Genomic DNA, 20,172 nt, shown 5'->3' with positions numbered 1-20,172 from the left:
ATGTCGCCTGAAACGCGAAAGCCCCGCTTGTGGCGGGGCTTTGCGGGCGGTACTGCGGAGGCGATCAGGCCTTCGCAGCGACCTTCTTCACGGCGGTCTTCTTCGCGGCCGGCGCGGCCTTGACGGCCTTCTTCACGGCAGCAGTGGCGGTGCCGGCAGCCTTCTTGGTGGCCTGCGGACGGGCGTTGCCGTAGCTGGAGTTGTAGCGCTTGCCCTTGGCGGTCTTGCGGTCGCCCTTGCCCATGTTGGAAATCCTCTAGGAATCGATGTCTCTGGAAACCGGTCGCGGAACGCGCTCGGTCATCTGCGATGTGTAGCCGCGGCGGAGCCGCGAGGACGCGCATCCTACCATGCGGGGCCGTTCCCCGCGCGCAGCAGCGCCCCGGGCGCCATTCAGGCCTGCGCGGCGGCGGCCGAGTGGGTGAGGCGCAGGTTGACCAGATGGGCCAGGGCCAGGAGCAGGCCGCCGACGGTCATCACGATGGCGTGGATCACGGAGTGATCGTGCAGGGGCGAGAACGCGCCCAGCCAGACCAGCACCAGCCCGGGCACCAGCAGGGCCCAGGCATGGAAGGCGCGGTGCCGGCGCCAGCCGAGGCTCAGCGTGGACACGCCGAGCAGGCTCGCGAACACCACGAACGCCTGGTCGAGGTCAATCCAGCCGCCCACTTCGAGCCCGAAGGCGGGGGCCAGCGCGAGCAGCCAGGGCCACAGCGCGCAGTGGATCGCGCACAGGAAGGAGGCAGCGAAACCGACGCGGTCGGCCTTGTGCAGGGTCATCGAGGCGGGGGGCATGACTTCCGGGGGGTGGTTTTTGTTCTGGAACATTATAACATTTCCACTTCGCCCATCAGTGTAACCCGTCCACCATGGCCTTACCGCAGTCCCCTCGCGCCGTCCGTCGCCAGACGCCCCGCTCGCTCCGTACGCCGTTGTTCCTCGCACTCGCGCTGGCCCTGCCCGCCGTCGCGATGGCACAGGACGGTGGCCAGGATCCGCGCCATGACGAGGTGAAGGACCTCGACCGGGTCGTGGTCAGCGCCAGCCCGCTGCGCCGCAATGCCGAAGACCTGATCCGCCCGGTCGAAGTGCTCGGCGGCGAGGCCCTCGACAACGCCAAGGCCAATTCGCTGGGCGAGACCGTCGGCCGCCTGCCCGGCGTCCAGGCCTCGTACTTCGGCCCGGGCGTCGGCCGCCCGATCATCCGCGGCCTCGACGGCGCGCGCGTGCAGGTGCTGAGCGACGGCCTGAGCGCCGGCGACGTGTCGACGGTGAGCGTCGACCATGCGGTGAGCATCGAACCCTTCCTGGCCAGTCAGATCGAAGTGCTGAAGGGTCCGTCGAGCCTGCTGTACGGCAGCGGCGCGATCGGCGGGGCGGTGAACGTGGTCGAAGGCCGCGTGCCCGATGCGGTCACGGCCGAGCCCATCGAGGGCCGCGCCGAGGTCCGCTTCGGCACCGGCAACGACGAGAAAACCGCGATGGCGCGCATGGACGCGACCGCTGCGAACGGCAAGCTGGTGTTCCACATCGACGGCCTGCATCGCGAGACCGGCGACTACGACATCCCGGGCTACGCCGAGCATGCGCACGACGGCGATGCGGACCATGAACCCGGCGCGCGCGGCCGTCTGCCCAACAGCTTCGTGCGCACCGACGCCGGCGCCTTCGGCATGTCCTATGTCGGCGAGCGCGGTCATCTGGGCATGGCTGCGAGCCTGTTCAACACCCGCTACGGCATTCCGGGGCACGCGCATGCCCACGAGGACGACCACGGCGGCGGCGAGGAACACGGCGAGGAAGGCGTGAGCATCCGCATGGACCAGCGCCGCACCGAGCTGCGCGGCGGCCTGCGCGGGCTGGGCATCTTCGACAGCCTGCGCGTGAAGCTGTCGAACACCGACTACACGCACACCGAGTTCGAAGGCGATGAGATCGGCACGGTGTTCGAGAACGACACCCTCGAGGCGCGCGCGGAACTGGTGCACCTGGACTGGGCCGGCTGGGACGGCGCGTTCGGCCTGCAGGCCTCGCAGCGCGATTTCGTGGCGATCGGCGAGGAGGCCTTCGTGCCGGCCTCGAAGTCCCGCGACACCGGCCTGTTCTGGGTCGGCGAACGCGAATTCGGTGCGCTGAAGCTGGAGCTGGGCGCGCGCTACGACCGCAACACCATCGACGTGGACAGCAGCGAAGCCATCGGCCCGTCGCGCGATTTCGATGCGAGCAACCTCTCGGCCGCGCTGCGCTGGAACCTCAGCGACGACTTCCACCTGTCGTTCGGCATCGACCGCGCGCAGCGCTCGCCGACCTCCGAAGAACTGTATTCGGATGGCCTGCACGTGGCGACGAACAGCTTCGAGTTCGGCGACCCGACGCTGGATGTGGAAACCGCGAATCGCGTGGAAGCCGGCCTGCACTGGCATCGCGGCAACCTGTCGCTGGGCGCATCGCTCTACTACGTCGGCTACGACGACTTCATCTACCTGGCAGACACCGGCGTGACCGACGACGACATTCCCGCACGCGTCTGGACCCAGGGCGATGCGCGCTTCACCGGCGCCGAGTTCGACCTGAAGTGGACCTTCCTGGAGAACGCCGGCGGCGACTGGATGCTGCACGCCTACGGCGACATCGTGCGCGGTCGCCTCACCGGTTCGGGCACGCGCAGCGTGGCCTTCTCGGTGCCGCACGACGACCACACCCACGATTACACCGCCGACATCGCCCTGAGCGGCGACCTGCCGCGCATCGCGCCCGCACGTTTCGGTGCGGAACTGCGCTGGTCGAACACGCACTGGCGCGCCGGCCTGGGCGCGGTGCGTTACTTCGACCAGGACCGCGTCGCCGAATTCGAGGAAACGACGGACGGTTACACGCTGGTCAACGCCGACATCGCCTGGCACATCGATCGTGCGAACGGCAATGCCTACGAGCTGTTCGTCAACGCCAACAACCTGCTGGACGAGGAAGCCCGTCCGCACACCTCGTTCCTGAAGGACCTCGCACCGCTGCCGGGACGCAACGTCTCGTTCGGCGTCCGGATGTTCTTCTGACGGTGCCCCCGCACGCACCGCGCGACCGTTCACTCTCCCTGGCGGTCGCGCGGCGCGTGCAACTTCATTTCCCTCGGATCAGCGCGGGGTTTTCTTCTTCGCCGCCTTCGCCTTGCGCACGGGTATCCGGCCGGGCTTGATGGCCTGCGCGGCGAGCCGCTTTCGGTTCGCGGTCACGCTCTGCACGACAGGACGCTTGCCGAGCAACGAAACGTCACTGCCGGCCTCCCTGAGCGCACGCTCCAGTTCCACTGCGATGGCGGCCTCCGCTGCCTGCAGGCTTTCGCCGATCAGATCCAGCGCGATGCGATCGTGGTCCTTCATGATCGCTTCGAGCTCACGTTCGTTCCTCGGGAGCTTGTCCGCCAGCAGGTTGACCAGGCTCGCGAACACCGCGCGACGCATGTCGGCCACCGGCAGCAGGTTGAGGACGCCTTCCTTGCGCTGCGACAAACTGCGGCTGTCGAGCAGCGCCGCAAGCCCCGAGCCTTCACCGAGCGTGGCGAGGATGTCGTCCACGACCGAAGTGACCGTACCGGCGCCGAACTGGCCGTCGATCACGTCCTGCATCGTCCTGCCGATCTTGATGAGCGGATCCCAGGGGCAGGGATGGGGATGCGGCAACTGCAGCTCCAGCGCTTCCATGTCGAAACGAGCGATCGCCGCGATCAGGAACGGCCAGCAATAGCGACGGTTGCGCGGCGCCAGCCAGCGCACGGTGTTGCGGTAGTAGGCCTGGATCTTCAGGTATTCCGGTGTCGGCACGCCACCGGGTTTGAGCCCCTGGCGCGGCAGGCCGGTCAGCGGATCGTTGCCGGCGCCCGTGCCATTGAGGTTGATGTTCACGAAGTGGTGCCAGGTCGCATCGCAGACGATGCGGCCGACCTGCGCAGGATCGCCGTCGTAGGCCGAGATCGCGCCGAAACTGCGCGGATACACCGGCGGTTTCAGGCTGTCGGTGACGAAACGACCGGCGGACATCGATACGGCGGCCACCACCGGCGCGATGCGGCTGCCGCCGCCGATCGGTGCAGGCCACTCTTCGAACGCGGAGAAGTTGCCCGGGCCCGGCGTCGGCGCGAGGCATTCGCTTTCGTGCGGATGGTCGGGCAGGAAATCGACCGCCCCCGACGCGTGCCGCAGCACCGGATGCACAGCCCAGGTCGACGGCGACGAGTCAGGCCCGCCATTGGAGAAGAACACCGGATAGATGCGCTGCGCGATCGCGTCCGCCTGGTCCTGGAACTCCTTGATGTTGTTCGTGCCCGGATCGATCACGGTGTCGAGCCGCTGCGGCGACGTCATCGGGATGGTCGACCAGTTGCGCATGCGCCGGACGCGAGGGATGTGCGCGCCCATGCCGAAACCGAGGCTGGAGTGATCGCCGGTGGCGAACACACCCCCGCCGGCCTGCATGAAGGCTTCGATTCGTGTCTGCTCGGCAGCGAGCAGCGGTGTGCCGCTGATCCCGAACATCCAGATCTGGTCGTAGTTGGCGGTGGTGACCGCAGTCGCGGCGGTATTGAAGTTGAAGTTGCCCGGGATGGTCGCGAAAGGGTCGCCGGTGCGATGCGCGGTGCTGATGGTGTGGCCGCTGGCCTGGATCACGGAAATGAATTCGGTGAGCCCGAAGTCGTCCGCAGGATTGAAGCCCAGGCCGCCGTCGGCCACGATCAGCACGCGCTGCGGGCATGGGTACCTGAAGATGATCTCGGTGAACCGATTCCTGTTGAGGAAGATGTCGCCTGGCATGTGTCGCTCCTTGTCGCGTTTCCGTCACGACATCCTTGCGCTGCAGGTGGCGGGTGAATGCGCAGCATCGTGTCGGCGTGCCTGCATCGCAATCAACGTGCGCATTCGAACCGATCGGACAGGCGTATCCGACGGACGGCCGTGCAGGCACGCCCGCACGGCCAAGGCGCCCCGGAGATGGCCGGGGACGCGGATTTCATGCGTTGTGCGCGTTTTCCTCGCGGATCAGCTTGCGCCGGCGCAGCGCGCGCAGAGGCCGTGGACTTCCAGGGTCTGCGTCTGTGGCACGAAGCCCAACGCGCGGGCACGCGCATCGAGCGCGGCGACGATCTGCATGTCTTCCAGTTCCACCGCGCTGTGGCAGCGGTTGCAGATCAGGAACGGCACCGAGTGCTGCGCGGTGTTCGGATGGTGGCAGGCGACGAAGGCGTTGACCGATTCGAGCTTGTGGATGAAGCCGTTGGCGAGCAGGAAATCCAGCGCGCGGTACACCGTCGGCGGCGCGGCGGCGCCGGCGCCATCCTCGTCCGCCTCGCGATCGGCGCGCAGGTGGTCGAGCAGGTCGTAGGCCTTGATCGGCTTGCCGTGCCCGGCGATCAGGCCGAGCACGCGGGCGCGGATCGGCGTCAGGCGCAGGCCACGCTCGCGGCAGGCGCTCTCGACCGCCGCGATGAAGCCGGCGGCATCGTGGACGTGGTGCGACGGGTCGGTGCAGGTGTGCGGCATGGCCTTGTCCGGTGTGACTCGATGATGGCGCCGTCGTCGGCCCGACTCAAGCCGACGCGATCTTCGCCAGCGCGGCGTCGATGCGCGCCACCGCCTCGCCCTGTCCGGCCAGGTAGACCGTGTGCGAGATGTCCGGGCTGACCTGGGTGCCGGTGATCGCCACGCGCATCGGCTGCGCGACCTTGCCCATGCCGATGCCCAGCGCCTCGGCGGTCGCATGCAGCGCGGCGGACACGGTCTCGGCCGACCACGTCGGCAGCGCGGCGAGGCGATCGCGGGCGTCGGCCAGCGGCGCGGCGGCTTCCGGCTTCAGGTGCTTGGCCACGGCCGCGTCGTCATAGGTCGTGAGCGGACCGAACCACACCGCCGACTTCTCGGCCATTTCCTTCAGCGTCTGCGCGCGCTCGCGCAGGGCGATGACCAGGTCGACCGGCTTCGGGCCGTTCGCGAGGTCGTAACCGGCCTTCTCCAGATGCCAGACCAGGTGCTTCGCCACGTCTTCCGGCGCATCGTTCTTGAGGTACTGCTGGTTGAGCCAGCCGAGCTTGGCCATGTCGAGGCGCGAGGCAGCGGGATTCACGTCGTGCAGCTCGAACAGCCGGATCATCTCCTCGATGCTGAAGATTTCCTGGTCGCCATGCGACCAGCCGAGGCGCACGAGGTAGTTGAGCAGCGCATGCGGCAGGTAGCCGCCGTCGCGGTAGGTCATGACGTCGGCCGCGCCATTCCGCTTGGACAGCTTTTCGCCCTTCTCGTTGAGGATCATCGGCAAGTGCGCGAAGTTCGGCACCGGGGCACCGAGCGCCTGGTAGATGTTGATCTGGCGCGGCGTGTTGTTGACGTGATCGTCGCCGCGCACGACATCGGTGATGCCCATGTCGAGATCGTCGACGACGACGGCGAAGTTGTAGGTCGGGTAGCCGTCGGCGCGGAAGATCACCAGGTCGTCGAGTTCGGTGTTGTCGAACTCGATGCGGCCCTTGACCTTGTCGTCCCACGCGACCTTGCCGTCGAGCGGGTTCTTGAAGCGGATCACCCGGTTCGGGTCGTCGCGGAAGCCGGCGTTGGCCTCGCGATACGCGCCGTTGTAGCGCGGCTTCTCCTTCGCGGCGAGCGCGGCTTCGCGCACGGCCTGCAGCTCTTCCTTGGTCTCGTAGGCGTAGTAGGCAGTGCCGGCGGCGACCATCTGCTCGGCGACCTCGCGATAACGGTCGAGGCGCTGGGTCTGGTAGATCGGGCCCTCGTCGTAGTTCAGGCCCAGCCAGTCCATCGCGTCGAGGATGGCGTCGATCGCGCCCTGGGTGCTGCGTTCGCGGTCCGTGTCCTCGATCCGCAGCACGAACTGGCCACCGGCGTGGCGCGAGGCCAGCCAGCAGTAGAGCGCGGTGCGGGCGCCGCCGATGTGCAGGTAGCCGGTGGGGCTGGGGGCGAAGCGGGTACGGATGGTCATGCGCGGGGCCGGATCACGGGAAAGGGGATGATTTTACCCGGTCGGCCGGGGTCACCGGGTCGCCCGCGGGTCCAATGACCGGGTCCACTGGCCGGGTCGCGGACCGCCGCCCTCCCCTACAATTCCGCCCCATGACCACCCTCTTCATCTCCGACCTCCACCTCGATCCCGAGCGCCCCGAGGTCACCCGCCTGTTCGGCGACTTCATCGACGGCGAGGCGCGCGGCGCCGATGCCCTCTACATCCTCGGCGACCTGTTCGAGGCCTGGGTCGGCGACGACGACCCGGCCGAGATCGGCGCCTTCGTCGCGGCCAGGCTGCGCGCGCTGTCGGACGCAGGCGTGCCGGTGTTCTTCCAGCACGGCAATCGCGACTTCCTGGTCGGCCGCGACTTCGCCCGGCGCGCGGGTGCGACCCTGCTGGCGGAATCCGCCGTGGTGATGCTGTACGGCCGACCCACCCTGCTGATGCACGGCGACAGCCTGTGCACCGACGACCTCGCCTACCAGGCCTTCCGCGCGCAGACCCGCGACCCGGCCTGGCGCGCCGGCTTCCTCGCCCAGCCGCTGGCCGCGCGACTGGCCTTCGCCGCGCAGGCACGCGCCGCCAGCCAGCAGCGTCAGCAGGCGCTGAAGCACGACGATCGCACGCAGTTCGAGACCGTCACCGACGTCTCCCCCGCCGCCGTCCACGCGACCCTGGCGCGCTACGGCATCGACACACTGATCCACGGCCACACCCATCGCCCGGCGATCCATGCCCTCGACATCGATGGCCGCCGAGCGCGCCGCGTCGTGCTCGGCGACTGGTACACCCAGGGCTCGGTACTGCGGGTGGATGCGGACGGGATGATGCTGGATACACTGCCACTCTGACCCGACCGAGGAATCGCGCATGCGCAGACTGATTCGGCATCCTATTGCGGCACTCGCAATCGCAGGCCTGCTCACCGCCTGCACCCCCGAAGGGGATCCGATGCCCATCGACGGTCGCACCGTCGAGGTCCCTTCGGGTCCGATCGATGTGGCCGAAGGCGACCCCCGCCACGCACCTCTGCTCGCGGTCATGCATGCCGCGTTCGCAGAGGATCTGGAGCAGCCGGTCCTGCTGGATGTGCAACGCCTGCGCGAACGCAGCGGCTGGGCATTCGCGGAGGTCTATCCACGCACCCCGACAGGCCAGCAGATCGACTATCTGCGCACGCGCTACGAGGACGAACGCCGCTCGGGCATTCTCGAAGACGACGCCGCCTTCATCCTGCTGCGATACGACAACGGCGTCTGGCGTGTCCGCGAACTCAGCCTCAACATCCCCGGCAACGCGTGGGATACCTGGGCGCGCGAGCATGGCGCGCCACCGGAGATCTTCCACCTCGCAGGGGGATGAAGCGACGCGACACGGCGCCTGCTCCGCCAGCGCAAGCCTGATGACAGAGGAACGCCGCCGAACTTGCATGTCGTAGAGCGGAGCTTGCTCCGCTCATGCATCGAATCCTTGTAGAGCGGAGCTTGCTCCGCTCATGCATTTCATGAAAAGCGAGCGGAGCAAGCTCCGCTCTACAACACCTGTGGATCAACGCGACGCCAGATCGGTGAGCGCCAGCGTCTGTCGTATCAATTCGCCGCCGCGTTCGTCGCGCAGCACCAGCGCCACGTTGCGTCGCACCCAGTCGATCTCGACCATGCCGAAGTTCGCCTGGCGGAAATACTTGCCATCGATGCGCAGCGCGTTGGGCACCGGCACGTGCCAGACCTGGGTCAGGCCGCTGCTGGTGATGTCGTACAGCGGATAGGGTACGTTCTCCGCCTGCCGGGTGATCTCGCCGTAGTGCGTGTCGCCGCTGAGCATGACCACGCCGCGTGCTTCCGTCTCGCGGATCAGGCGGAACAGCCGCTGCTGGTCGTTCGGGTAGTTCACCCAGGCTTCCCAGCCCGGGAAATCGGCCAGCACCTGCAGGCTGGAACCGATCAGGCGCACGTCGGCCGGCTGGCGGAGTTGTTCTTCCAGCCAACGCCACTGGCGTTCGCCGAGCATGGTCGCGGCCGGATCGGGATTGCGCGCATACGGGCCCGGGACGTCGCGGCCGGCCTTGCCGGCACGCTCGGCCCACTTGCGATACGCGGCTTCGTCTGCGAGAAACGGCGAGGTCGCGATCGGCGTGCGGTTGTAGCGCAGGTCGAGCAGGATCAGCTGCACGCGACGACCTTCCGGGCCGAAGGTGTAGCTGGTGTAGACGCCATCGCGTTCGCGGCGCGGCGAATGGGCCGGCTCGCCCCAGAAGTCGAGGAAGATCTGCCGGCTCTGTTCCTTCATCGGATACTCGCCGCCGGCGTCGTCCTCGCCGTAGTCGTGGTCGTCCCAGGTCGCGACCACCGGCACCTGCGCGCGCAGCGTTCGGAAGCCGTCGATCGCGGCGAGCTTGTCGTACTTGCCGCGCAGCACGTCCATGTCGCGGGTATCGCCGTAGATGTTGTCGCCGAGGAACACGAAGAGTTCGGGTTTCTCGGCCAGCACCGCTTTCCAGATCGGCTGCGGCAGGGTTTCCTTCGAGCACGAGCCGAAGGCGATGCGGGTGAGTTCGACATCCTGTGCAGGCAGCGGCGTGGCGGCGATGGCGGGACTTGTCATCGCGAACATCAGGCACAGGGCGACGATGCGATGCAGGGAAAACAGCAGGGATTGCATGCAAGACTCCACGCGACGCGGCCCGGGAATACCGGGCCGCGCGCGACTGGCAGGAATGGAACGAAGGCTCAGAACCGAATATCGGCGGTCAGGAACACCTGGCGCGGCGCACCGGCGTTGAGCGTGTAGTTCAGGCCGTTGGGATCGGAGACGACGAATCCGTTCGTGCCGACGCTGGAGAAGTATTCCTTGTCGAACAGGTTGGTCACGTCGAGCTTGAGCTTGAAGGACTTGGCCCAGCCCAGCGAGGTCCATTCGTACGAGGCACCGGCATCGGCAACCCAGAAGCCCGGCACGGACGAGTCGTTGAGGTAGCTGATGTAGCGCCGATCGGTGTACTTGGCGCCGAGCTGCAGGCTCAGGCCATCGCGCTGCCAGCTGATCTCGCTGGCGAACAGCTTCTTCGGCGCATCGACGACCTGCTTGCCCGAGGTGCGGATCACGTTCACGCCGTCGATGTAGTCGGAGGCGTACTCCGAATCGTTCCACGACAGCGAGTTGTACCAGACCAGGCCTTCCATCGGCTTGAGCTGGAACACCGCCTCCGCGCCGCGCGTCTCCACGTCACCGACGTTGGCGAACGCGGCGGCGCAGCCGACGATGCCGGCGCACTGGGCGATGGCGAGCAAGCGGTTCTCGAAGTCGACGCGATACAGCGCCAGCGACGCGTCGAACCAGTCGCGGCTGCTGCGCAGGCCGATCTCGAAGGTGCGCGAGGTCTCGGGCTCGATGCGGTCCTTGACCGCGTCGAACGCGACCTGCGTGGTCGAATGCGGGCCGTTCACGCCGCTGCGGAATGCGGACATGGTCTCGGCGTACGAACCGAAGATCTCCTCGTGGTCGTTGAAGCGCCAGCGCGCGCCGAACTGCGGCTGGAAGTTGTCCTGCGCGACCAGCTTGCCGCCGGCGCGGGTACCGATGATGCGCTTGCCGTCGATCTCGACGCGCGTGCCCTTGAAGCCGGCATCGATGGCGAGGCGGCCGTCGGCGAACTCCATGCGGTCGATCACGTAGAACTGCCGGGTGTCGGTGTCGAAGCGCTGGCGGAAGACGCGCTGGTCGGGATTGCGATAGAAGAAGATGTCGTCCGGCGGCGTGTCGCGGCGCAGGTCGTAGAAATTGCGCTGCACGCCGTGCGCGTTCTTCTCCAGCCACAGGCCGGCGCTCAGCTGGTGGTCGCCGATGCGCCAATCGAAGCTCGGCATGAGGCCGGTGCGCTCGATGTCGTATTCGGTGGTACGCATGCGGATCGGCACGTCCGGCGAGGCCGAGTACGGCGTGGCCCAGTGACCCTGGCCGGCATTGCTGTGGTAGTAGGTGGTGGCATTCAGCGCGAAGTCCTCGCTGGCCTGCCATTCCACGGCCAGCGACAGCAGGTCGTCGTCGCGCACGCCGCGCGCGATGTAGTACGCATCGTCGAGACTGGTCACGCCACCGGTGAAGATGCCGTTCGCGGCGTCGATCGCGCGCTGCCAGTCGCCGGCATAGTTGTCCCAGTCGTAGCCGAGGCGGCGCGCGGATTCGAGCGAGAGATCGGCGTAGTCGGTCTCGCGACGACGCGAGGTCGCGGCGTAGCCGGTGATCTCCAGCGTGTCGGTCGCATAGACCGCCTTGCCGTTGAACTGCGCGTTGCGCTGCGGACCCTCACCCTTCCACTTGTCGCCGTCGTGCCAGGCGCCGCTGACGTAGGCCGAGAAATCGCCCTGGCGACCGCTGTCCATGCGCACGAAGGTGCGCGTGGTCGACTCGGTGCCGATCGTCTGCGCGACGCGCACGCCGAAGTCCTCTGCAGGATTCGAGGTGAAGAAGCGCAGCGTGCCGCCGAGGTTGCCGGTGGACGCGGTGTCGATCGCGCCGCTGCCCTGCGACAGCTCGGTGCCGTTGAGGTTCTCGCTGATGACCGCGCGGCTGACGTGCAGGCCGTTGTGGTTGCCGTAGCTCATGTCGCCCAGCGGGATGCCGTCGAGCGTGAAACCGAGCTGCTGCTGCGAGAAGCCGCGGATGCTCAGCTTCGCCGACCACTCGTAGTTGCCCCACGGATCGGAGCTCTGGAAATTCACGCCCGGCAGCTTCGCCACCGCCTTGAGCGGGCTGGCGCCGGCGGCTTCACGCGCGAGGTCGTCCTTGCCCAGCGACTGCACCTGGCGCGTCTGGCCGGTGCCGACGACGGAAATGGTGTCGAGCGTGGAGGCCTCGGCATCGGTGCCGCCATCGGGTGCGGTCTGGGCGGATGCGGTTCCGGCGTGCAGGCACAGCAGGATGGAGGCGGCGAGGATCGTCGTCTTCGTCATCGAAATGGTAATCCGTGGGAGTGGGTCGCCGTTCGGAGGTTGCGCCCCGCGGCGACCGTCGGGGCAGTCCGGCATACTGCGGCGCATGTATGTACGCGGCGTTGCAGCGACGTTGCGTTTCGTCGCGCAAGGCTGTGTTGACGACGATCAGCGAAACATTGTTTCGGCCACATGCTCGACGTTGTCGGTCACGTGCTCGACGTTGTAGGAGGGCCTTCAGGCCCGAGCTCTTGATCTTCAGCAAAAGCAAAAGCTCGGGCCTGAAGGCCCTCCTACAAGAGCGCAGCGCTCGTGGTACGTGCTTTTTGTAGAGCGGAGCGAAGCTCCGCTGGATCGTTTCCGGGCAAGCGCTTTTGTAGAGCGGAGCTTGCTCCGCTCATGCCTCACCGCGAATGTTCGAGCGGAGCAAGCTCCGCTCTACAAAAAGCGTCAGCCGAGCTCGGCGACCGCGCTCTGCAGCGCCTGCAGTTCTTCTTCGCTGAAGCCCGCGGCGCCGCGCGCTTCGAGATTGAACGGGCCGTAGAGCACGCCGCGCCCGTATTGCACGAGCAGGCGACGGAAGGTCGCTTCGGGTTCGACACCTGCGCGTTCGCAGTGCCAGCGGAACCAGCGCGACCCGGCGGCGACGTGGCCGATTTCCTCGCGCAGGATCAGTTCCAGGATGTCGGCGGTCGCGTGGTCACCGAGCTGGCGCAGCTTCACGATCATCCCCGGCGTGACGTCGAGCCCGCGCGCTTCCAGCACGCGCGGCACCAGCGCCATCCGCTCCAGGCCGCTGTGCGCGGTCTTCTCGGTCATTTCCCACAGCCCGTTGTGGGCGTCGTAGTCGCCGTAGTCGCGACCGAACTCCTTCAGCCGCGTGCGCAGCAGCGTGAAATGCCGCGCCTCGTCGTGCGCGACCTGCGCCCAGTCGGCGTAGTAGTCGGGGGGCATGCCACGGAAGCGGTAGATCGCGTCCCAGGCAAGATCGATGGCGTTGAATTCGATGTGCGCGATCGAATGGATGAAGGCCGCACGGCCCTCCTCGTTGCCGAAGCCGCGCCTCGGCAGATCGCGCGGATGCACGAGTGTCGGCCGTTCGGGGCGACCCGGCATGCGGATCGGCTCGGGCGGCGGCGCGTCGTCATCGATCGACAGCTCGCCCCGCGCGAAGGCCTCAGCAGTCGCGAAGGTCAGCGCGAGCTTCTCGTCCGGCGATGCGGCACGGAGGCAGGCGTGGGCGGCAGAAAACAGCGACGGGATCATGGCCCCGCCAGCAGGATCCCGCGCGCGACCTCGTACTGCCGCAGGCGCTCGAAGTCGCGCTCGGTCGGGTTCGGGATGCGCGCCAGGTCCATGTTGTCGGCGATGTCGGCGAGCTTCACGGCGCGGGCGATCGGGTTGCGCACGATCCGCCGCGCGGCCTGCTCGCGGGTCTCGCCGTCGAACTTGGTCAGGGCACGCACGGCATCGACGACTTCGATGGAGAATCCCTCGACGAGCAGATCGTCGAAGGTGATCGCGGTGTCCTCGACGATGTCGTGCAGCACCGCGGCGATGCGCTCCGCCTCGCCGCTCACGGCCTGCATCACGCGCAGCGGATGCAGGATGTAGGGATGTCCGCCCTTGTCGCGCTGCCCGGCGTGGGCGCGCGCGGCCAGTTCGATCGCGCGCTCGAGGGTCGACATCGCCGTGCGCCTCAGCCCGCCAGACGCCGCTTCTTCTTGGCCTCGTCCGAGCGCAGCTGGTTGAGGCGCTCGAAATAGCCGGGCTCGATGCCGGTGACGTATTCGCCGTTGAAGCACGAGGAATCGAATTTGCGGCCGGGGAATTTCGGGCCGGCGACGGCGGCTTCGAGGTCGGCGAGGTCCTGGTAGATCAGCCAGTCGCAACCCAGCAGCTCCTGCACTTCCTGCTCGGTGCGGCCGTGGGCGACCAGTTCCTCGGGCGAGGGCATGTCGATGCCGTAGATGTTCGGATGGCGCACCGGCGGCGCGGCGGAGGCGAGGTAGACCTTCTTCGCGCCGGCGTCGCGCGCCATCTGCACGATCTGCTGCGAGGTGGTGCCGCGCACGATGGAGTCGTCGACCAGCAGCACGACGCGGTTGCGGAATTCCAGCGGGATGGGATTGAGCTTGCGACGCACGGATTTCGCGCGCTCGCCCTGCCCCGGCATGATGAAGGTGCGGCCGACGTAGCGGTTCTTGTTGAAGCCTTCGCGGTACTTCACGCCGAGCACGCTGGCGATCTCCAGCGCGGCATCGCGCGAGGTGTCGGGGATCGGGATGACCACGTCGATGTCGTGGTCCGGGCGCTCGCGCAGGATCTTCTCGCCGAGGGTCACGCCCATGCGCATGCGCGCCTTGTGCACGGAAATCTCGTCGATGAGCGAGTCGGGACGCGCGAAGTAGACGAACTCGAAGATGCACGAACGCAGCTCGCCGTCGGCGCACTGGCGCGAGTGCAGCTCGCCGCGCGGTGTGATGACGACGGCTTCGCCCGGCGCGATGTCGCGCACGCGCTCGAAGCCGAGCACGTCGAGCGCGGCGGATTCGGACGCGATGATGTATTCGCTGCCGGCATCGGTGTCGCGCTTGCCCAGCACCAGCGGACGGATGCCGTGCGGGTCGCGGAACGCGACCAGGCCCAGGCCGAGCACCAGGGTCACCACCGCATAGCCGCCCTTGGCCCGGCGGGCCACGTTCTCGACCGCGCGAAATGCGGCGTCCGGGGTCAGCACGCGCTGCTTGTCGAGTTCGTGCGCGAACACGTTGAGCAGCACTTCGGAGTCTGATTCGGTGTTGACGTTGCGGCGGTCCTGCTCGAACACCTCGCGACGCAGGGTGTCGGTGTTGATCAGGTTGCCGTTGTGCGCCAGCGCGATGCCGTACGGCGAATTGACGTAGAACGGCTGCGCCTCGTCGCTGCCTTCGCTGCCGGCGGTCGGGTAGCGGCAGTGGCCGATGCCCACGCGCCCCTGCAGCAACGCCATCTCGCTCGCGCGGAAGGCGTCGCGCACGAGGCCGTTGCCCTTCACGACGCGCAACTGCGTGCCGTTGGCGGTGGCGATGCCGGCGGCGTCCTGTCCGCGATGCTGGAGAACGGTCAGGCCGTCGTAGAGGGAGGCCGCGACGTCCGAGGTGCCGACGATGCCGATGATGCCGCACATGATGGTGACTCCGGTGAAGCGCTTGTTGAAGCGAATGCGTTGCGAACAGCAGTGCGGCGCCACGAGGGCGCCGCGCGATGGATCAGGGATGCGGGCGGACGATGCCGTCCACGCCGGCTTTCGACTGGATCTGCGCCTTGAGCTGGTCGGCGGCGGCGCGATCGAGCACGGGGCCGACGCGGACGCGGGTGAGCTTGCCCTGGTCGGTCGTCACCGTTTCGGTGAAGGCGGTGAACCCGGCGGCGCGCAGGCGTTCGCGCATCGCACCGGCTTCGGTGGCGTCGCTGAAGGCGCCGACCTGCACGGCGAAGCCGATCTTGGCGGCGGCCGGCGGCGCCGGCTTCGGCGCGGCCTGCTTGGGCGCATCTGCGGGCTTCGCCGGGGCCGGCTTGGGCTCGGCGGGCTTGGTCGCGACCGGCTTGGGCGCTGCGGGCTTCGGCTCGGGCTTCGCTTCGGCAGGCTTCGTTTCCGCTGGCTTCGGCGTGGCCGGCTTCGGCGGCTCGGCGGCGGCGACCGGAGTCGCCACGGGCGTCGCGGCCGCAGGCGCGACCGGCGCCGGTTCGGCGTCAAGCGCGACCACGCGGACCGGCACGTCGCTGCGCACTTCCAGCGCCTTCAGGCGCGCGGTTTCGGCGTCGGCGCGGGTCGCGTACGGACCGATGCGCACGCGGAATGCGGGCTTGCCGTTGATCGTGGTGGCTTCGGTGTAGGCCGGCAACTGCGCGGCGGTCGCCAGCGCGGCGACGGTGTCGGCACCCTTCTGCGTGGCGTAGGCGCCGAAATGCACGGCGTAGTTGCCGCCGGCGGCGGTGGCCGGGAGGGCCGAAGCAGGATCGACCGGCGTCGTTGCCGTCGCGGCGGCGGGATCCACGGCCGCGCCGTCAGTCGTCGTCGGCAGGGCCTGCGCACCGGGCTTGTCCAGCGGCGTGGCGTTCATGCCCACGGCGCCGCCCTTGGGCACGTCGCCGGGCATCACCAGCGGCAGTTCGCGCGTTTCGGTCTCGCCATCGGGAGCGTCGGGCATCTTGATGGAGACATCGGAGACGCCGCTGTCGGGCGCCGGGCCCTTCACCAGCATCGGCAGGAAGATCACGGCCAGCGCGATCAGAACGGCCGCGCCGATCAGGCGCTGCTTCAGTCCAGTGTCCATCGACATCCTGATAGTGGGAGGAGGCTGGGGGGGCGGGCGGATTATACCCCCGCACCGGGGCGGCCCGTCCGCGATGCCCGCCCGGTTCAGGGCCCGGGCACGCGGATGAACGGCACGGCCCCGCGTCTCAGCCGCCGAACCTCGACAGCGCGGCGGCGGCGGTGTGGAACGAGCCGAACACCAGAATGCGCCCGCCCGCCGGGGTTTCGCGCAGCGCGGCGTCGATCGCGGCGTCGACGGTGGCGCAGCGCGCGCCCGCCCCGGCGGCGGTGTCGCACAGGGTCTCGGCGAAGGCGTCGACATCGACCCCCCGCGCGGCCACGTCCGCCAGGCCGGCCAGCCACCAGCGGTCGATCCGCGCCGACAGGGCCTCGACCACGCCGGCCACGTCCTTGTCGCCGAGCACGGCGAACACCGCATGCGTCGGACCCTCGACGGGCGCGGCGGCCAGCCAGTCCGCCAGCGAGCGCGCCGCCTGCGGGTTGTGGCCGACATCGACGACGACATCGACGCCCTCGTGGACGAAGCGCTGCAGCCGCGCCGGCACGCGCGCAGCGCGCACGCCTTCGGCGAACGCGGTGTCGGGCAAGTCGATCGGCAGCGCGCGCAGCGCGGCGATGGCGACGGCGGCGTTGCGCAGTTGCACGGGTGCGGCCAGCGCCGGCATCGGCAGCTCCAGTTCGCAGCCGACTTCACGCCAGGTCCAGTGCGCGGCGCCGTCGACCGGCGGCTGGACGAAGAAATCGCAGCCGATGCGCAGCGCGGACGCGCCGATGGCATAGGCATGGCCGAGCACGCTCGACGGCGGATCGTCGTCGCCCAGCACCAGCGGCTTCCAGGCCCGGGCGATGCGCGCCTTCTCCGCGCCGATCGCCTCGATGGTGTCGCCCAGCCAGGCCTGGTGGTCGAGGTCGACGGTGGTGATCACGGCGACATCGGGATCGACCATGTTCACCGCATCGAGCCGCCCACCGAGGCCGACTTCCAGCACCACGAGGTCCAGGTCGCGGCGCGCGAACAGCCAAAGCGCGGCGAGCGTGCCGTATTCGAAATAGGTCAGCGACGTGGACGTGCCGTCGGCATCGCGGCGCGCGGCCTCGACCGCCTCGAACGCGGCGACCAGCGACGCGTCGTCGGCTTCGACGCCATCGATGCGCACGCGCTCGTTGTAGCGCAGCAGGTGCGGCGAGGTGTAGGTGCCGACCGACAGCCCGGCGGCGCGCGCGATGGCCTCGACGAAGGCGACGGTCGAACCCTTGCCGTTGGTGCCGCCGACGGTGACGACATGGCGTGCGGGCCTGGGCAGGGCCATCCGCTCGGCGACCGCGCGCAGGCGGTCGAGGCTCATGTCGATGGACTTGAAGTGCTGGCGTTCGATGTAGTCGAGCCAGTCGGACAGCGTGCGCGAGGTCATGTCGCCATTATCCGGCCGCGGCGCCGCCGGCTCCATCGCATCCGCCGTCACATGCGACGGCGGATGGATGGCAGTGCCGGGCGGTTCTCACAGCGCCCGGTGCACCGCTTCACCGAACAGCGCGGTGTGGTGCGCGCAGTCGTTGAGGCGGACGACCTCGATGCGGTCGGCGGACGGGCCTTCGAGCAGGTTCAGCGTCGCCGGGGCCTGGCGGAAGCTCCACAGCCTGTTCAACGGAATGCCGAGGATCCGGCACAGCAGCACGCGGTTGACGGCGTCGTGGGCGACGACCAGAAGCGTGTCGTCGTCGCCGAGGCCGGCGGTGGCGCGCTCGAAGGCCGGCCACGCACGGTCGAGCACGCCCTGCAGGGTTTCGCCGCCGGTGCCGGGCATCAGCACGGTGTCGGGCGCATCGCGCCAGGCCTGCAGGCGTTCCGGGTCGCGCTCGCGGATCTCGCTGGCGAGCAGGCCTTCCCATTCGCCGTGGCCGATTTCCATCAGTCCGGGATCGGTGGCGAGGAGGTCGCGACGCGCGTCGCCGAGCGCAAACTCGGCTGTGGTGCGCGCCCGGGTCAGCGGCGAGGCGACCGCGCGGTCGATGCGGGCGTCGGCGAGACGCGCGCCGAGCGCGCGCGCCTGGCCTTCGCCGACCGGCGACAGCGGGATGTCGATCTGGCCCTGGTAGCGGCCTTCTGCGTTCCACGGCGTTTCGCCGTGGCGTGCGAGGAGGATCTTCATGGCTCAGACCTGCTGCAGCGACAGGATGCCCGGCGCGGCCTTGATCGTCGCGATCTGCGCATCGCCGAGCGGCTTGTCGATGGTGATCGCGGCGCGGGCCTGGCCGTCGCCGGCGGCACCGAGCGCGAAGTTGATGATGTTCACGCCGGCCTCGCCGAGCAGCGTACCGACGCGGCCGATCATGCCGGGACGGTCTTCGTTGCGCATCAGCAACACGTGCGCCAGTGGGTCGAACTCGATCTCGACGCCGTCGAGGCGGACCACGCGCGGGCCGCGATGCAGGGTCGCCTCGATCTCGCGGGTGCGGACCACGCCGGCCGCGTTCTCGCCGATCACGCGCACCTTCAGCAGGCGGTCGAAACCATCGCCGTCGCCGCCGACGGTTTCGGCGACCGTCAGCCCGCGCGCGGCGGCTTCCTGCAGCGCGTTCACCGGGGTGACGCGACCGGACGAAGTGCCGAGCAGCGCGGCGACCAGCAGGCGGGTCAGCGGACGGGTATCGAGCGCGTCGGTGCGGCCGGCATAGGTGATCTCCAGGCGGGTCGGCGCCTGCACCAGGCGCACCGCGAGGCGGCCGAGCGCGGACATCAGCGGCATCCACGGACCGACTTCGCGCGCGGCTTCGGCGGTCAGCGGCGGCAGGTTGACGCAGCCGGCGACCGCGCCGGTCGCGGCGAAATCGATGATCTGGCGGGCCAGGATCGTGCTCACCGCCTGCTGCGCTTCGCTGGTGGACGCGCCGAGGTGCGGGGTGAGGATCAGCTTGGGATGCGCGCGCAGCGGCGAATCGGCCTGCAGCGGCTCGGTGGCGAAGGTGTCGAGCGCGGCGCCGGCGAGATGGCCTTCGTCGAGCACGACGCGCAGCGCGTCTTCGTCGACCAGGCCGCCGCGCGCAGCGTTGATCAGGTAGGCGCCCTTCTTCATCTGGCGCATGCGCGCCTCGGAGATGAGGTTGGTGGTGTCCTTGGTGCGCGGGATGTGCAGGGTGACGATGTCGGCCCAGGCCAGCAGGTCGTCGAGCGTCTTCAGCGGCACGCTGCCCTTTGCAGCGGCGGCCGGCGGCAGGAAGGGATCGAACGCGGCGACCTCCATGCCGATGCCCTGCGCCTTGCGCGCGACGGTGCTGCCGATGCGGCCGAGGCCGATCACGCCGAGCTTCTTGCCTTCCAGTTCGAAGCCGGTGAGGCCGGCCTTCGGCCACTGCCCGGCCTTCATCCCGGCGTCGGCCTTCGGCACGTGGCGGGCGAGCGAGAACAGCAGCGAGATCGCGTGCTCGGCGGCTGCGAGCGTGTTGCCGTCGGGCGCGTTCATCACCGCGATGCCGCGCGCCGTGGCGGCGTCGACATCGATGGTGTCCACGCCGGCACCGGCACGGCCGATCACCTTGAGCTGCTTCGCGCCCTCGATGGCCTCGGCGGTCACCTGGGTGGCCGAACGCACGAGCAGCGCGTCCACGCCTTCGAGCGCGGCGGAGAGCTTCGCGGGGTCCTTGATCGGATCGGAGATTTCGATGGTCCAGCCGGCGTCGCGGAACATCGCCAGGCCGTCTTCGTGGATTCCATCGCATGCCAGCACTTTCATTTCGTCAGCTCCAGGTGAGGGAAAGGAATTCCCGCGGAGCCCATGCTCGGTGTGGCTGGCCGGCACTGCACAGAACGCGAACTGGGTCGGGATGGAACGCACCCTGGGCGGTTCGGAAGGACCGATGACGCTGGCCCGGTGAGGCCTCCCTCGTGCCTGGGGCACGGGAGACTTCACCTGCGGG

The 20,172-nt window shown here is 68.7% G+C and carries 17 protein-coding genes; 3 read left to right on the top strand and 14 right to left on the bottom strand.

What is annotated here, in order from left to right; translation table 11 throughout:
• Positions 1-64 precede the first annotated feature (64 nt).
• Entirely contained in the window at positions 65-244 is a 180-nt protein-coding gene (locus tag ACFQ0E_RS08410; RefSeq protein ID WP_137851445.1) for a 30S ribosomal protein THX, read from the bottom strand.
• Between the two features lie 149 nt (positions 245-393).
• Positions 394-828, bottom strand: coding sequence for a MerC domain-containing protein (locus ACFQ0E_RS08405; RefSeq protein WP_386823208.1), 435 nt, complete (start codon positions 826-828; stop codon positions 394-396).
• A 41-nt stretch (positions 829-869) separates the two neighbouring features.
• Here ACFQ0E_RS08405 and ACFQ0E_RS08400 point away from each other — a divergent pair, with 41 nt between their 5' ends.
• The gene (locus ACFQ0E_RS08400; RefSeq protein WP_386823207.1) at positions 870-3,053 is read left to right on the top strand and encodes a TonB-dependent receptor; all 2,184 of its coding nucleotides are present in this window, start codon (positions 870-872) and stop codon (positions 3,051-3,053) included.
• Between the two features lie 78 nt (positions 3,054-3,131).
• On the opposite strand, the gene ACFQ0E_RS08395 is transcribed toward ACFQ0E_RS08400, so the two are convergent.
• From ACFQ0E_RS08395 to gltX, 3 genes are all read right to left on the bottom strand, one after another.
• Entirely contained in the window at positions 3,132-4,805 is a 1,674-nt protein-coding gene (locus ACFQ0E_RS08395; RefSeq protein WP_386823206.1) for a hypothetical protein, read from the bottom strand.
• 225 nt (positions 4,806-5,030) lie between these two features.
• On the bottom strand, positions 5,031-5,531 hold the full coding sequence (locus ACFQ0E_RS08390; RefSeq protein WP_386823205.1) for a transcriptional repressor: 501 nt from the start codon (positions 5,529-5,531) through the stop codon (positions 5,031-5,033).
• 46 nt (positions 5,532-5,577) lie between these two features.
• Positions 5,578-6,981, bottom strand: a complete 1,404-nt coding sequence (gltX, locus tag ACFQ0E_RS08385) for a glutamate--tRNA ligase (RefSeq protein ID WP_386823204.1) — start codon at positions 6,979-6,981, stop codon at positions 5,578-5,580.
• 131 nt (positions 6,982-7,112) lie between these two features.
• On the opposite strand from gltX, the gene lpxH reads away from it, so the two are divergent.
• Both lpxH and ACFQ0E_RS08375 read left to right on the top strand, forming a co-directional pair.
• Positions 7,113-7,856, top strand: coding sequence for a UDP-2,3-diacylglucosamine diphosphatase (gene lpxH, locus ACFQ0E_RS08380; RefSeq protein ID WP_386823203.1), 744 nt, complete (start codon positions 7,113-7,115; stop codon positions 7,854-7,856).
• 100 nt (positions 7,857-7,956) lie between these two features.
• Entirely contained in the window at positions 7,957-8,367 is a 411-nt protein-coding gene (locus tag ACFQ0E_RS08375) for a hypothetical protein (RefSeq protein ID WP_386823202.1), read from the top strand.
• Between the two features lie 186 nt (positions 8,368-8,553).
• Here ACFQ0E_RS08375 and ACFQ0E_RS08370 read toward each other — a convergent pair whose 3' ends face one another.
• The 9 genes from ACFQ0E_RS08370 to serA all read right to left on the bottom strand — a co-directional run bounded on the left by ACFQ0E_RS08370 (position 8,554) and on the right by serA (position 19,988).
• Positions 8,554-9,666: an alkaline phosphatase D family protein gene (locus ACFQ0E_RS08370; protein WP_386823201.1), complete on the bottom strand. Its 1,113-nt coding sequence runs from the start codon at positions 9,664-9,666 to the stop codon at positions 8,554-8,556.
• A 68-nt stretch (positions 9,667-9,734) separates the two neighbouring features.
• Positions 9,735-11,957, bottom strand: coding sequence for a TonB-dependent receptor family protein (locus tag ACFQ0E_RS08365; RefSeq protein WP_386823200.1), 2,223 nt, complete (start codon positions 11,955-11,957; stop codon positions 9,735-9,737).
• 429 nt (positions 11,958-12,386) lie between these two features.
• Positions 12,387-13,202, bottom strand: a complete 816-nt coding sequence (locus ACFQ0E_RS08360; RefSeq protein WP_386823199.1) for a ferritin-like domain-containing protein — start codon at positions 13,200-13,202, stop codon at positions 12,387-12,389.
• Positions 13,199-13,624: an HD domain-containing protein gene (locus tag ACFQ0E_RS08355; RefSeq protein ID WP_386823198.1), complete on the bottom strand. Its 426-nt coding sequence runs from the start codon at positions 13,622-13,624 to the stop codon at positions 13,199-13,201. Before ACFQ0E_RS08355 ends, ACFQ0E_RS08360 begins: the two co-directional genes overlap by 4 nt.
• Before the next feature lie 11 nt (positions 13,625-13,635).
• Positions 13,636-15,105: an amidophosphoribosyltransferase gene (gene purF / locus ACFQ0E_RS08350; protein ID WP_386823197.1), complete on the bottom strand. Its 1,470-nt coding sequence runs from the start codon at positions 15,103-15,105 to the stop codon at positions 13,636-13,638.
• 82 nt (positions 15,106-15,187) lie between these two features.
• Positions 15,188-16,255, bottom strand: coding sequence for an SPOR domain-containing protein (locus tag ACFQ0E_RS08345; protein WP_386823196.1), 1,068 nt, complete (start codon positions 16,253-16,255; stop codon positions 15,188-15,190).
• 127 nt (positions 16,256-16,382) lie between these two features.
• Positions 16,383-17,669: a bifunctional tetrahydrofolate synthase/dihydrofolate synthase gene (gene folC, locus ACFQ0E_RS08340; RefSeq protein WP_386823195.1), complete on the bottom strand. Its 1,287-nt coding sequence runs from the start codon at positions 17,667-17,669 to the stop codon at positions 16,383-16,385.
• 87 nt (positions 17,670-17,756) lie between these two features.
• Complete coding sequence (locus tag ACFQ0E_RS08335; protein WP_386823194.1) at positions 17,757-18,407, bottom strand: histidine phosphatase family protein; 651 nt, start codon at positions 18,405-18,407, stop codon at positions 17,757-17,759.
• A gap of 3 nt (positions 18,408-18,410) precedes the next feature.
• Positions 18,411-19,988 carry a phosphoglycerate dehydrogenase gene (gene serA / locus ACFQ0E_RS08330; protein ID WP_386823193.1) on the bottom strand — a complete coding sequence of 526 codons (1,578 nt, stop codon included), beginning with the start codon at positions 19,986-19,988 and terminating at the stop codon, positions 18,411-18,413.
• Positions 19,989-20,172: the final 184 nt, after the last annotated feature.

This window comes from Lysobacter brunescens (genome assembly GCF_042677005.1).
Classification (GTDB): domain Bacteria; phylum Pseudomonadota; class Gammaproteobacteria; order Xanthomonadales; family Xanthomonadaceae; genus Lysobacter_I; species Lysobacter_I brunescens.
Note: the sequence above shows the minus strand (reverse complement) of the source record. Positions and strands in the feature narration are given on the sequence as shown.

Coding starts and splice junctions, on each gene's coding strand:
- ACFQ0E_RS08410 (WP_137851445.1), bottom strand. CDS start 244: ATGGGCAAGGGCGACCGCAAGACCGCCAAGGGCAAGCGCTACAACTCC.
- ACFQ0E_RS08405 (WP_386823208.1), bottom strand. CDS start 828: ATGTTCCAGAACAAAAACCACCCCCCGGAAGTCATGCCCCCCGCCTCG.
- ACFQ0E_RS08400 (WP_386823207.1), top strand. CDS start 870: ATGGCCTTACCGCAGTCCCCTCGCGCCGTCCGTCGCCAGACGCCCCGC.
- ACFQ0E_RS08395 (WP_386823206.1), bottom strand. CDS start 4,805: ATGCCAGGCGACATCTTCCTCAACAGGAATCGGTTCACCGAGATCATC.
- ACFQ0E_RS08390 (WP_386823205.1), bottom strand. CDS start 5,531: ATGCCGCACACCTGCACCGACCCGTCGCACCACGTCCACGATGCCGCC.
- gltX (WP_386823204.1), bottom strand. CDS start 6,981: ATGACCATCCGTACCCGCTTCGCCCCCAGCCCCACCGGCTACCTGCAC.
- lpxH (WP_386823203.1), top strand. CDS start 7,113: ATGACCACCCTCTTCATCTCCGACCTCCACCTCGATCCCGAGCGCCCC.
- ACFQ0E_RS08375 (WP_386823202.1), top strand. CDS start 7,957: ATGCCCATCGACGGTCGCACCGTCGAGGTCCCTTCGGGTCCGATCGAT.
- ACFQ0E_RS08370 (WP_386823201.1), bottom strand. CDS start 9,666: ATGCAATCCCTGCTGTTTTCCCTGCATCGCATCGTCGCCCTGTGCCTG.
- ACFQ0E_RS08365 (WP_386823200.1), bottom strand. CDS start 11,957: ATGACGAAGACGACGATCCTCGCCGCCTCCATCCTGCTGTGCCTGCAC.
- ACFQ0E_RS08360 (WP_386823199.1), bottom strand. CDS start 13,202: ATGATCCCGTCGCTGTTTTCTGCCGCCCACGCCTGCCTCCGTGCCGCA.
- ACFQ0E_RS08355 (WP_386823198.1), bottom strand. CDS start 13,624: ATGTCGACCCTCGAGCGCGCGATCGAACTGGCCGCGCGCGCCCACGCC.
- purF (WP_386823197.1), bottom strand. CDS start 15,105: ATGTGCGGCATCATCGGCATCGTCGGCACCTCGGACGTCGCGGCCTCC.
- ACFQ0E_RS08345 (WP_386823196.1), bottom strand. CDS start 16,255: ATGGACACTGGACTGAAGCAGCGCCTGATCGGCGCGGCCGTTCTGATC.
- folC (WP_386823195.1), bottom strand. CDS start 17,669: ATGACCTCGCGCACGCTGTCCGACTGGCTCGACTACATCGAACGCCAG.
- ACFQ0E_RS08335 (WP_386823194.1), bottom strand. CDS start 18,407: ATGAAGATCCTCCTCGCACGCCACGGCGAAACGCCGTGGAACGCAGAA.
- serA (WP_386823193.1), bottom strand. CDS start 19,988: ATGAAAGTGCTGGCATGCGATGGAATCCACGAAGACGGCCTGGCGATG.